The organism is Amycolatopsis sp. NPDC005961 (assembly GCF_040629235.1).
GTDB lineage: Bacteria > Actinomycetota > Actinomycetes > Mycobacteriales > Pseudonocardiaceae > Amycolatopsis > Amycolatopsis camponoti.
In genome coordinates, this window is record NZ_JBEXVF010000067.1 from 1 (window position 1) to 14,159 (window position 14,159).

Sequence of the window (14,159 nt, forward strand, 5' to 3'; positions counted from 1 at the left end):
CGCGACTCCGAAACCGCAGAGACAAGATCACGTGGCGCGGGTGCGGGACCGCAGCCTCGACGCCTACGCCCACCAGGACGTCCCGTTCGAGCGGCTCGTCGAAGCGCTGAACCCGGCGCGCTCGCTCGCGCACCACCCGCTGTTCCAGACCATGCTCGCCTGGCAGAACACGCCCGGCGCCGGCGTCGAACTGCCCGGGCTGACCGTCACCGAGCGGCCCGTCGGCACCGGCACGGCCAAGTTCGACCTCTGGTTCTCCTTCACCGAGCGTGCCGACGGCCTCCACGGCCAGGCCGAGTTCAACGCCGAGGTCTTCGACCACGCCACCGTGACCGGCCTGCTCGACCGTCTCGAAGGTCTGCTGCGCCAGGTCGTCTCCGCACCGGATCGCCGGCTCGGCGGCCTCGACGTCCTCACCCCGGCGGAACGCGAGGCCCTGCCCGCGGTCTGGTCGGGCGCCGTCGAGGACGTCCCCGCGGTCACCGTGCCCGAGCTGTTCGCCGCCCAGGTCGCGCGGACGCCGGACGCGACGGCGCTCGTGTTCGAGGACGAAGAGCTGACCTACGCCGAGCTGGACGCCGTCTCGAACCGCCTCGCGCGCGTCCTCGCGGAGCGGGGTGCCGGCCCCGAGCGCGTCGTCGCCCTGGCCCTGCCGCGGTCGACGCACCTGGTCACGGCCATCCTCGCGGTGCTGAAGACGGGCGCGGCCTACCTGCCGCTCGACCCGGGCTACCCGGCCGAGCGCATCGCGTTCATGCTCGAAGACGCGGCTCCGGCGCTGGTCCTGGCGACCGGCGACGACCTGCCGCACGCGGTCCGCCCGGACGACCCGGAACTTCTCGACGGAGTTTCGGACGCTCCCCTCGACGTCGTGCTCCGGCCGGAGAACCCGGCGTACGTCATCTACACGTCCGGCTCGACCGGCCGCCCCAAGGGCGTCGTCGTGCCGCACGCGGGCATCGTCAACCGGCTGCTCTGGATGCAGGACGAGTACGGCCTGACCGGCGACGACCGCGTGCTGCAGAAGACGCCGTCCAGCTTCGACGTCTCCGTCTGGGAGTTCCTCTGGCCGCTGATCACCGGCGCCACCGAGGTCGTCGCCCGGCCGGACGGCCACAAGGACCCGGCCTACCTCGCCCGGCTGATCCGTGACCGCGGGGTCACGACCGTCCACTTCGTCCCGTCGATGCTCCAGGTGTTCCTGCAGGAGCCGGCCGCGGGGGAGTGCACGAGCCTGCGCCGGGTCCTGTGCAGCGGCGAAGCCCTGCCGGCCGACGCGGTGGTCCAGTTCGGCCAGGTCCTCGACGCCGAGCTGCACAACCTCTACGGCCCGACGGAAGCTTCGGTCGACGTCACCTCCTGGCGGACGTCCGCCGAAGACCCCGCTGTCCCGATCGGACGTCCGGTGTGGAACACCCGGACCCACGTCCTCGACGCCGCCCTGCGCCCGGTGCCGCCGGGGACCGCCGGTGAGCTGTACCTCGCCGGTGTTCAGCTGGCCCGCGGCTACCTCGGCCGTCCCGGGCTGAGCGCGGAGCGGTTCGTCGCTTCGCCGTTCGAGCCGGGAACGCGGATGTACCGCACCGGCGACCTCGCCCGCTTCCGCCCCGACGGCGTCCTCGAATTCCTCGGCCGCGGCGACGAGCAGATCAAGATCCGCGGCTTCCGCGTCGAGCCCGGCGAGATCGCCGCGACCCTCGCCACCCACGACGACGTCGCGCACGCCGTGGTCGTGGCGCGCGAGGACCGCCCGGGTGACGTCCGGCTGGTCGGGTACGTCGTGCCCGCCGGCACGGCGAGCACGCCGGACGAAGAGACCGAGCAGGTCGGCGAGTGGCGCGAGCTGTACGACTCGATGTACTCGGCGGCCGAGGACGAGTTCGCCGGGTGGAACTCCAGCTACACCGGCGAGCCGATCCCGCGGGCGGAGATGCGGGAGTGGCGGGACGCGATCGTCACGCGGATCCGCGACCTGAACCCGCGGCGCGTCCTGGAACTCGGCGTCGGGACCGGCCTGCTGCTGACCGAGCTGGCCCCGGACTGCGAGTCCTACTGGGGCACGGACTTCTCCGCCGAGGTCATCGCTTCGCTGGGTCGCCGGGTCGAGGCCGACCCTGTGCTCGCCGATCGCGTCGCACTGCGCACCGGCGACGCCGCGGACCTGTCCGGCCTGCCGTCCGGATTCTTCGACACCATCGTGCTGAACTCCGTTGTCCAGTACTTCCCGAGCGGGACGTACCTGCTGGAGGTGCTGCGCGGGGCCCTCGAGCTGCTCGCGCCGGGTGGGTCGCTGTTCGTCGGCGACGTCCGCGACCTCCGCCAGGTCCGCGCCTTCCACGCGGCGGTGGCCGAGGCGCGTGGGGGCGACGTCGAGCAGAACCTCCTGCGGGAAAAGGAACTCCTCGTCGCGCCCGAGTTCTTCGCCGGGCTCGACGAGGTCGCCGCGGACATCCGGGTGAAGCGCGGCCGGGCGGTCAACGAGCTGACCCAGTACCGCTACGACGTCGTCCTGCGCCCCGGCTCAGCCGCGGTGCCCGAGGTCCCGACGCTCGCGTGGGGTACCGATCTCTCCACTGTGGACGAGGTGGCCGGTCCCAGCCGGATCGAACGCGTTCCGAACGGCCGCACCGCGCCGGGCGGAGTGAATCCCGAAGACTGGTACGCATTCGGTGACGCGCACGGCTACCGCACGGTCGTCACCTGGTCCGCCGAGGGCGACGGCTCGGTCGACGTCCTCTTCACGACCGGGGACCCCGCCGGCGCGTTCCGGCCCGGCGCCGGCCCGCTGCTGTCCTACACCGGCAATCCCGGCCGCTTCCGCCGGATCAGCAGCCTGACGGCGGACCTGCGCACCCTCGCCGCCGACCGGCTGCCGGAGCACATGGTCCCGTCGGCGATCGTCGTCCTCGACAAGCTCCCGGTGACGGCGAACGGCAAGCTCGACCGCCGCGCCCTGCCGTCGCCCGACCCCGTCGCGCCGACGTCGGACCGCGAGCCGCGCACGCCCGTCGAACGGCAGCTGTGCGAGCTGTTCGCCGACGTCCTCGGCCTCCCGCGGGTCGGCCCGGACGACAGCTTCTTCGCCCTCGGCGGCCATTCGCTGCTGGCGACCCGGCTGATCGCCCGCATCCGCACGACGCTGAACGCCGAGCTGGAAGTCCGGTCGGTCTTCGAGACACCCACCGCGGCGGGCCTCGCCGCACTGGTCGGCGCCGGAACCGGGACCGCGCGGCCCGCGCTGGTCCCGAGGGACCGGCCCGCGCTCGTACCCCTGTCCGGCGCGCAGCAGCGGCTGTGGTTCCTGCACCACCTCGAAGGCCCGTCGGCCACCTACAACGTCCCGCTGATCATGCGCCTCGAAGGCGAGGTCGACGTCCCGGCACTGCGCGCCGCACTGTCCGATGTGGTCGCCCGGCACGAGGCACTGCGGACTCGCTTCCCGCAGCACGACGGCGTTCCGTACCAGGACGTCCTCCCGGCCGGAGAGATCGACCTGCGCGTGCGGGACGTCACCGGCCTCGATACCGCGCTGACCGGGCTGGTCCGCGGCTCGTTCGACCTGGAGCGGCACGCGCCGATGCGCGTCGAGCTGCTGCGCCTGGGCGAGCGTGAACACGTCCTGGCCCTGGTGTTCCACCACATCGCCTCCGACGGCTGGTCGATGGCCCCGCTCTGGCGCGACATCGCCACGGCCTACGCCGCCCGGCGCGCCGGCAAGACTCCACAGTGGACGCCGCTGCCGGTGCAGTACGCGGACTACACGCTGTGGCACCAGGATCTGCTCGGCGCGGAGGACGACCCGGACAGCGTGCTGAGCACCCAGCTGGACTACTGGCGCGACACCCTGGACGGCCTGCCCGACCGCATCGAGCTGCCTCTGGACCGCCCGCACCCGGCGACCGCGACCTTCCGCGGCGAACTGCACACCTTCACCTGGGACGCCGAGCTGCACGCCCGCCTGACCGAGCTGGCGCGCGAGTCCGGCGCCAGCGTGTTCATGGTCGTCCACGCGGCGCTGGCCGCCCTGCTCACCCGGCTGGGCGCGGGCACCGACGTCCCGATCGGCTCGCCCATCGCCGGGCGAACCGACCAGGCCCTCGACGACCTCGTCGGCTTCTTCGTCAACACCCTGGTGCTGCGCGTCGACACCGGCGGCGAGCCGTCGTTCCGCGACCTGGTGGCGCGCGTCCGCGACCGCAACCTCGACGCGTACGCCCACCAGGACGTCCCGTTCGAGCGCCTGGTCGAAGTGCTCAACCCGGCGCGGTCGCTGTCCTACCACCCGCTGTTCCAGGTGATGCTCGCCGGCCAGAACACCACCCGCGCCGACGTCACCCTGCCCGACCTGACCGTCACCGAGATCCCGGTGACCACCGGGACGTCGAAGTTCGACCTGGCGATCTCCCTGACCGAGCGCGACGCCGGGATCGCCGGTGTCCTGGAGTTCAACGCCGACGTCTTCGACCACGCGGGCGCCGACGCGATCCTGCGCCGCCTGGAAGTGCTGCTGCGCGCGGCGCTGGCCGAGCCGGACCGCCCGGTCGGCGCCCTGGACCTCCTCGACGGGGATGAGCGCGACCGCGTCCTCATCGAGTGGGCCGGGTCGCTCGACCCCGCGGGAACCGAAACGTTCCCCGGGCTGTTCGCCCGCCGCGTCACCGAGGCGCCGGACGCGATCGCGCTGGTCTTCGAGGACGTCGAGCTGACGTATGCCGAAGTGAACGCCCGCGCCAACCGGCTCGCGCACCTGCTCCTCGAACGCGGCGCCGGGCCGGAGCGGGTCGTCGCGCTGGCCGTGCCACGGTCGGTCGAGATGATCGTGGCGGAGCTGGCTGTCCTCAAGGCCGGTGCCGCGTACCTGCCGATCGACGTCGACTACCCCGGCGACCGGATCACCTACATGGTCGAGGACGCCCGCCCGGTCTGCGTCGTGACGACCCGGGAGATCGACGCGAAGCTCCCCGCGGGTGTCCCGCGCGTGCTCCTCGACGACGCGGCCCTCGACACGATGTCCACAGAGGACCCGGCAGTCGGGGTGCGGCCGGAGAACGCGGCCTACGTGATCTACACATCCGGTTCGTCCGGACGGCCGAAGGGTGTCGTCCTCCAACACTCGGGTGTCGCCAAGCTCGTCGCCACCCAGGTCGAGCGGTTCGGGATCGGCCCGCACAGCCGGGTCCTGCAGTTCGCGTCGCCGAGCTTCGACGTCGCGTTCTGGGACCTCTGCCTCGGCCTGCTGTCCGGCGGACGGCTCGTCGTGGTCCCGGCCGAGCGCCGGGTCGCCGGGCCCGCGCTGACCGAGTACGCGCACCAGCACGCGGTGGACTTCATGATCCTCCCGCCCGCTTTGCTCGACGCCATGCCGGCGGACTGCGATCTCCCGCGCGACAGCGTCCTGCTGGCCGGCACCGAGCGCGTCTCGCCCGAACTCGTCAAAAGGTGGGCGCCGGGCCGCCGGATGTTCAACGCCTACGGCCCGACCGAGGCGACCACCAACTCGACACTCGGCGAGAGCGACCCCGTCGAGCTGGCGGACGCGACCGTCGTCCCGATCGGCATCCCCGACCCGGGCACCCGCGCGTACGTGCTCGACGCCGGGCTGCGGCCCGTTCCGCCGGGCGTGGTGGGGGAGCTGTACCTCGCCGGGTCCGGTCTGGCGCGCGGGTACCTCGGGCGCGCCGCGCTGACGTCGGAGCGGTTCGTGGCCGACCCGTTCGGCTCCGGCGGACGGCTCTACCGCACCGGTGACCTGGTGAAATGGCGGCCGGACGGGCGGCTCGTGTTCCTGGGCCGAGCGGACGACCAGGTCAAGATCCGCGGCTACCGCATCGAACCGGGCGAGATCGAAGCCGTGCTCACCGAGCACCCGGCCGTCGGGCAGTCCGTCGTCCTCGCGCGGGACGGCCGGCTCATCGCCTACGCCGTCCCGGCGGCCGGCCGCGACGAAGAGGCCGAGCTGGACCACGTCGGCGAGTGGCGCGAGCTGCACGAGAACGTCTTCACCGAAGCGGCGACCGGCGGGTTGGAGGAGAACTTCACCGGCTGGAACTCCAGTTACGACGGCACCGAGATCCCCCTCGACGAGATGCGCGAGTGGCACGCGGCGACGATCGACCGGATCCGTTCGCTCGAGCCGAAGCGGGTCCTCGAAATCGGCGTCGGCAGCGGTTTGATCCTCTCCAGGATCGCGCCGGACGCCGAGGAGTACTGGGGCGTCGACCTGTCCGAGAAGGCGATCGCCAACCTCCGGCGTGAACTGTCGGGGACGCCGTACGCGGACAAGGTCCACGTGGCGGCCCGCCCCGCGCACGACCTCGGCGCACTGCCGGACGAGCCGTTCGACACGGTGATCATCAACTCCGTCGCGCAGTACTTCCCGAGCGTGGACTACCTCGCCGAGGTCATCCGGACGGTGACTGCCCATGTCCGGCCGGGCGGGGTGATCTTCCTCGGCGACATCCGCAACCTGCGCTCGCTGCGGGCGTTCCGGACGGCGACCGAGCTGCGGCACGGCCGCCGGAGCGCGGCCGCGGTCGACCAGGCCATCGCGCGCGAAGGCGAACTCGTACTGGACCCGGACTTCTTCGGCGCGCTGGCCCGGGAGCTGGACGGCTTCGACGACGTCGACCTCAGGATGAAGCGGGGACACGCGCACAACGAGCTGACCCGGCACCGCTTCGACGTCGTCCTGCGGAAGGCTCCGAAGCCGGAGCCGGTCGAGGAAACCGTCGTTGCGTTCACCACACTCGACGAGCTGGAGCGGCTGCTGGCCGAGCGGCCGGCGCGGCTGCGGGTCACGGGGGTGCCGGACGCCCGGCTGTCCGGTGAGCTGGCCGCGGTCGCCGCGCTCGCCGAAGGCGACGCCGATGCGGCACTGTCCGCTTTGGACGCTGAGCCGTCCGGAGTGGACATCGAGAAGCTGCGGGATCTCGGTTACCGCGTCTACGCGGCACCGGCGCGGCAAGGCATGCTCGAAGTCGTCTTCACCACCGGCGAGCCGACGCGCATCCATCGCGCCCGTCCGGTGCGCGCCGCGCTGGCCACGCTGGGCAACCACCCGGCCGGGCAGCGGGACACCAGCGCCCTGGTGTCGGCGCTGCGGGCGCACGTCCGCGACCGGCTGCCGCAGTACATGGTGCCGTCGGCGTTCGTCGTCTTGGATCGGCTGCCGCTGCTCGCCTCGGGCAAGCTCGACCGCCGTGCGCTGCCGAGCCCGGACCAGCAAACGGTCGCGGCCGGCCGGGCCCCGCGGACGCCCGTCGAGGAAGTCCTCTGCGGACTGTTCGCCGAGGTCCTCGACGCGGCGTCGATCGGTGTCGACGACGACTTCTTCGCCCTGGGCGGGCATTCGCTGATGGCGACGCGGCTGGTCGCGCGGCTGCGCGCGGTGTTCGGCGTCGAGCTGCAGGTGCGGTCGGTGTTCGAAACGCCGACGGTCGCGGGCCTGGCCACCCTGCTGTCCACTTCGGACTCCTCAGCCGCTCGGCCCGCACTGGAACGCGCCGAGCCGCGGCCGGAGGTGCTGCCGCTGTCGTTCGCCCAGCAGCGGCTGTGGTTCCTCCACCGTCTGGAAGGTCCGTCGGCGACCTACAACATGCCGACCGCGGTCCGGCTGACCGGCGACCTCGACGTCGAAGCGCTGAAGGCCGCACTGTCCGATGTGGTCGACCGACACGAAGCCCTGCGCACGGTCTTCCCGGAGATCGACGGCGAACCCCGCCAGCGGATCCTCGACGACGTCACGATCCCGCTGCCGACCCGCTCGGTCACCGAGACATCGCTCGCCGACGCCGTGTCCGAAGCAGCTCGCACGGTGTTCGAGCTGGAGTCCGAGATCCCGCTGCGAGCCGAGCTGCTGCGGCTCGGTACCCGCGAGCACGTTCTCGTCCTGGTGTTCCACCACATCGCCTCGGACGGCTGGTCGACCGCGCCGCTGTGGCGCGACCTCGCGACGGCCTACACCGCCCGGCAGTCCGGAAACACTCCTCACTGGTCTCCGCTGCCCGTGCAGTACGCGGACTACACGCTCTGGCAGCGCGACGTCCTCGGCGAGCCGGTGATCGAACCGCAGCTGGCCTACTGGCGTGACGCGCTGGCGGACCTGCCGGAACGGATCGAGCTGCCGACCGACCGGCCCCACCCGGCCGAGGCGTCCTACCAGGGCGAGCAGTTCGCGTTCGGCTGGGACGCCGGACTCCACAGTGGACTCGTCGAGCTGGCCCGCGCGTGCGGCGCCAGCGTGTTCATGGTCGTCCACGCCGGGCTCACCGCCGTGCTCACCCGGCTCGGCGCGGGCACCGACATCCCGCTCGGCACGTCCATCGCCGGCCGGACCGACCAGGCCCTCGACGACCTCGTCGGGTTCTTCGTCAATACCTTGGTGCTGCGGGTGGACACCGGCGGCGACCCGTCGTTCCGCGACCTCGTCGCCCGCGTGCGGGACCGCAGCCTCGACGCCTACGCCCACCAGGACGTCCCGTTCGAGCGGCTGGTCGAGACGCTGAACCCGGTGCGCTCGCTCGCGTACCACCCGCTGTTCCAGACGATGCTGGCCTGGCAGAACAACGCCGTCGCCGACCTCGCGCTGCCCGGCCTGACCGTCGCCGAGGAACCGGTCCGCACCGGCACCGCCCGCGCCGACCTGACGTTCTTCGTCGGCGAGCGGCCCGGCCACCAGGCCGGCATCCGCGGCACGGCGGAGTACAACAGCGACGTCTTCGACCGCGCGAGCGTCGAAGCGATCCTCGACCGGCTCCGCACGCTGCTACGAGCCGTCGTCGCCGACCCGGACACCCGGATCGGCGCGGTCGACCTGCTCACCGACGCCGAACACGACCAGCTCGCCGCCTACTCCGCGACGCCCCTTCCGGCGGAAACGACGGCGGACCTGTTCGCGGCCCAGGTGGCCCGCACCCCGGACGCCACGGCGCTGGTGTTCGGTTCCGAGAGCCTCACCTTCGCGGAACTGGACACGCGGGCCACGACCCTCGCCCGGGCCCTGCTCGCGCGGGGAGCGGGGCCGGAACGCGTGGTGGCCGTGGCGCTGCCGCGGTCGGCCGACCTCGTCGTCGCGCTCCTGGCCGTGCTCAAGACGGGCGCCGCTTACCTGCCGCTGGACCTGAACCACCCGGCCGAGCGGGTCGAGCTGATGCTCACCGACGCCGGCCCGCACCTGGTGATCGCCGAGGACGGCTTCGGCGATCGGCTGGTCCGGCCCGGCGACACCGGTCCCGAGCCGGCGTGGCCGGTGATCAGCCCGGACAACCCGGCCTACGTGATCTTCACGTCCGGTTCCACCGGACGCCCGAAGGCCGTCGCCGGCACGCAGCGCGCGCTGGCCAACCGGCTGCACTGGGGCCGGGACGTCGCCGAAGGCGTGCGCGTGGCCAAGAGCGCACTGACGTTCATCGACGGCTCGACCGAGCTGCTCGGCGGGCTCGTCGCGGGCGACACCGTGGTCCTGGCCGACGACGCGACGGCCACCGACCCGCACGCGCTCGCCGAACTCGTGCGCACCTCCGGCGCCCAGGTCCTGACCGTCGTCCCGAGCCTCCTCGACAGCTTCGCCGAGGACGGCCCGGCCGGCGCGTTCGACGCCGTGACCACGTGGATCACCAGCGGCGAGCCGCTGACCGGCGGGCTGGCCGAGAAGGTGGCGCGCCGGTGGCCGTCGGCGAAGCTGGTCAACCTCTACGGCTGTTCCGAAGTCGCGGGCGACAGCCTGGCCCAGGTCTGCGGGCCGGTGGCCATCGGCCGGCCGGTCGCGAACACCCGCGCGTACGTCCTCGACGCGGCGCTGCGGCCGGTCCCGCCGGGCGTCCGCGGCGAGCTGTACCTGGCCGGCGCCGGGCTGGCCCGGGGTTACCTCGGACGTCCGGCGCTGACGGCCGAGCGGTTCGTGGCGTCGCCGTTCGAACCGGGGGAGCGGATGTACCGCACCGGCGACCTGGTCCGCCGCCGACCCGACGGCGCGCTCGAGTTCCTGGGGCGCGCGGACCAGCAGATCAAGATCCGCGGGTTCCGCGTCGAGCCGGGCGAGGTCGAAGCCGTGGTGACGGCCGAGGCGTCCGTGGCGCGCGCGGCCGTGATCGCCCGAGCCGACCGGCTGATCGCTTACGTCGCGCCGTCAGGCGACCCGGCGGAGTTGAGGAGGAAGCTCGCCGCGCGGCTGCCGGAGTACCTGGTGCCGTCGGCGATCGTGGTCCTGCCGGAGCTCCCGGTGAACGCCAACGGCAAGCTCGACCGCGCCGCACTGCCCGACCCGGAGATCCGGACGTCCGGTCGCGTGGCGCGCACGCCGGCCGAGCAGGCGCTGTGCGACCTCTTCGCCGACGTCCTCGGCGTTCCGCGGGTCGGCCCGGACGACGGGTTCTTCACCCTCGGCGGCCACTCGCTGCTGGCGACGCGGCTGGTCAGCCGGATCCGCGCGCTGCTGGGCGTCGAGGTCCCGATCCGGGCCGTCTTCGACGCACCCACGCCGGCCCGCCTGGCCCGGCTGCTCGACCCGGGCCGCGAGAGCCGTCCCGCGCTGCGGCCGGCCGAGCGGCCCGAGGTGCTGCCGTTGTCGTTCGCGCAGCAGCGGCTGTGGTTCCTCGACCGTCTCGACGGGCCGAGCGCGACCTACAACATCCCGTGGGCGTGGGAGCTGACCGGACCGGTCGACGCCGGCGCGCTGCGGGCGGCGCTGGGTGACGTCGTCGCCCGGCACGAGGTCCTGCGGACGATCCTGGTCGAGGAGCAGGGCACACCGTCGCAGGTGGTCTTGGCGGCGGGTGACGACCGCGCGCGTCCGGTCCTGGTCACCGAGACGACGGCGGACGTCGACGAGAGCGTCACCGCCGCGGCCTCGTACTGCTTCACGCTCGACGCCGAGATCCCGGTCCGCGCCACGCTCGTCTCGGCCGGACCCGAGCGGCACGTGCTCGTGCTGCTGGTGCACCACATCGCCGGTGACGGCTGGTCGCTGCCGCCGTTGAAGCGGGACCTCGACGCTGCCTACGCCGCACGCCTGCGCGGTGATCGTCCACAATGGACGCCATTGGCGGTGCAGTACGCGGACTACACGCTCTGGCAGCGCGAGATGTTCGGCCGGGCCGACGACCCCGGCAGCCTTCTCGGCCGGCAGGCGGCGTTCTGGCGGGAGACCCTCGCCGGGATCCCGGACGAGCTGGCGCTCCCGGTGGACCGGCCCCGCCCGGCCCGGTCGACCAACCGCGGCGCGGCCGTGCCGTTCACCGTGCCCGCCGACGTCCACCGCGGCCTGCGGGACCTGGCCCACGGCAGCGACACCAGCACGTTCATGGTGCTGCAGGCGGCCCTCGCGGCGCTGCTCACGCGGCTCGGCGCGGGCACCGACATCCCGCTCGGCACCCCGGTCGCCGGCCGGACGGACCACGCGCTCGAGGACCTCGCCGGGTTCTTCGTCAACACCCTGGTCCTGCGCACCGACACCGCAGGCGACCCGACGTTCCGGGACCTCCTGGACCGCGTGCGGGAAGCCGACCTCGCCGCGTACGCCCACCAGGACCTGCCGTTCGAGCACCTCGTCGAGCTGCTCAACCCGGCCCGGTCCCTGGCCCGGCACCCGCTGTTCCAGGTCATGCTCGCGGTCTACCACTCGGGCTCGGAACCGGAGCGGCTGCTCGGGCTCGACGCGTCCTATCGGGACACCGGGCTGCGGCAGGCGAAGTTCGACCTGTCGTTCGACCTGGTCGAAACCCCCGGCGGCCTCGAAGGCGACCTCGAGTTCAGCCTCGACCTGTTCGACGAGCCGACCGCCCGGACGCTCACCGAGCGGCTCGTGCGGCTGATGACGGCCGTCGTCGCGGACCCGGGCCGGCCGCTGAGCCGGATCGACGTCCTGGACGCGGGCGAGCGGCACCGGATCGTCGCGGAGTGGGGCCGCGGTGAGCCGCTGACGACCTCCGCGCCGACGGTCGTCGACCGGCTGGCCGCCCAGGTGGCGGCGACGCCGGGCGCGACGGCGCTCAGCGATGCTTCCGGCAGCGTGACTTTCGCCGAGTTCGCGGCGCGGACGGATCGCCTCGCCCGGTGGCTGGCTTCCCACGGCGCCGGTCCCGAGAAGGTCGTGGCGCTCGTGCTGCCGCGGTCGGCGGCGGTCGTCGAGGCGATCTTCGGTGTGTTCAAGACGGGCGCGGCGTACCTGCCGGTGGATCCGGACCAGCCGGCCGACCGGATCTCGGCGATCCTCGCCGACGCCGGTGCCGCGCTGGTGCTGACCAGCCGCGCGCTGGCTTCGCCGGTTCCCGGGGCGCTCTTCGTCGAGGACTGGCTTGAGGACACAGTGGACAGTTCCGTTGTCCTTACCCCGCCGTCGCCGGCGAACCCGGCGTACGTGCTCTACACGTCCGGGTCCACGGGCAAGCCGAAGGGTGTCGTCATCCCGCATTCCGGGCTGGTGAACCTGTTCCACAGCCACCGCGAGACGCTCTACCGCCCGGCGGTCGCGGCGGCGGGCGGGCGGCGGCTGCGGGTCGGGCACGCGTGGGCGTTCTTCTTCGACGCTTCCTGGCAGCCGCAGCTGTGGCTGCTCGACGGGCACGAGGTGCACGTCGTCGACGACGACACGCGCCGCGACCCCGAGCGGCTGGCCGCGGTGGTGCGCGAGCGCGGGCTCGACTTCCTGGAGCTGACGCCGTCGCACTTCGCGCAGCTCGCCGCGGCCGGGGTCGTCGAAGACGGGAAGTGCGCCCTGGGCGTCGTCGGTGTCGGTGGCGAAGCGGTGTCCCAGACGCTGTGGGAACAGCTGCGGTCGATGCCGGGCACGGCGGCGTACAACCTCTACGGCCCCACCGAGGCCACAGTGGACGCGCTCGTCGGCCGGTTCGCCGACGCGGACCGGCCGGTGGTCGGGCGCCCGGTGCACAACGCCCGCGCGTACGTCCTCGACAGCGGCCTGAGCCCGGTCCCGGCCGGTGTGCCGGGCGAGCTGTACCTGGCCGGCGCGGGGCTGGCGCGCGGTTACCACGGGCGTCCGGCGCTCACGGCGGACCGGTTCGTCGCCGACCCGTTCGGGCCGCCGGGGGAGCGGATGTACCGCACCGGCGACCTGGTGCGGTGGCGGACCGACGGGCAGCTCGAGTACCTCGGCCGCACCGACGACCAGGTCAAGATCCGCGGTTTCCGGATCGAGCCGGGCGAGATCGAGACGGCCCTGGCGCGGCACGACGATGTCGAGCAGGCCCTCGTCGTCGTCCGCGAGGACCGGGACAAGCGGCTGGTCGCCTACACCACCCCGGCGACCGCGGATCCCGCGCGGCTGCGGGAGTTCGTGGCCCGGTCGCTGCCGGAGTACATGGTGCCCGCGGCGATCGTCCCCCTCGAAGCGTTCCCCGTGACGCCCAACGGGAAGCTCGACAAGGCCGCCCTGCCGGTGCCCGCGTTCGAAACCCGCGGCCGGGCACCCGGGACACCGCTGGAGAAGACCCTCTGCGAGATCTTCGCGGAGGTCCTGGACGTCGCCCCCGTCGGCGCCGACGACGACCTGTTCGCCCTCGGCGGCCATTCCATGCTGCTCGTGGTCCTGCGCAACCGGATCACCGAGCGGCTCGGGACCGAGCTCCCGATCGCCGAGTTCTTCCGTACCCCCACCGCGGCCGGGCTGGCCGCTTCGATGACCGAGACGCGAGGACGTTGATGCACCGCACCTTGATGAACGCCAAGATCCACCGGGCGACCGTCACCCAGGCCGACCTGCACTACGTCGGCTCGCTGACGATCGACGCCGAGCTGATGGCCGCCGCGGACATCGTGGAAGGCGAACGGGTCCAGGTCGTCGACATCACCAACGGCGCCCGCCTGGAGACCTACGCGATCACCGGCGAGCCGGGCTCCGGAGTCATCGGCGTCAACGGCGCCGCCGCGCACCTCGTGCACCCCGGCGACCTCGTCATCATCATCACCTACGCCCAGGTCGACGAGGCCGAGCGCGCGGGGCACCGGCCGCGCGTGGTGCACGTGGACGCGGACAACCGCCAGGTCCACCTGGGACACGATCCCGCCGAGCCGGTGCCCGGCGCGGAGGCTCAGCTGTCCGGCCGCGGCTGACCCGGGTGGGGGTGGACACAGGACGGTTGCGGCGGTTGCTTTTGACAGGCTGCCCTAAATAAGGTGTGCCTATCCTAAAGTTCGGCGAGAGG

At 73.0% G+C, this 14,159-nt stretch carries 2 protein-coding genes; both read left to right on the plus strand.

Going from position 1 to position 14,159, the window contains the following annotated elements; genetic code table 11:
• Positions 1 to 31: 31 nt before the first annotated feature.
• Positions 32 to 13,657, plus strand: coding sequence for an amino acid adenylation domain-containing protein (locus ABZ342_RS39120; RefSeq protein ID WP_360484234.1), 13,626 nt, complete (start codon positions 32 to 34; stop codon positions 13,655 to 13,657).
• Complete coding sequence (panD, locus tag ABZ342_RS39125; protein WP_155549840.1) at positions 13,657 to 14,067, plus strand: aspartate 1-decarboxylase; 411 nt, start codon at positions 13,657 to 13,659, stop codon at positions 14,065 to 14,067. The genes ABZ342_RS39120 and panD overlap by 1 nt, the downstream gene beginning before the upstream one ends.
• The last annotated feature ends 92 nt before the right edge of the window (positions 14,068 to 14,159 follow it).

Coding starts and splice junctions, on each gene's coding strand:
- panD (WP_155549840.1), top strand. CDS start 13,657: ATGCACCGCACCTTGATGAACGCCAAGATCCACCGGGCGACCGTCACC.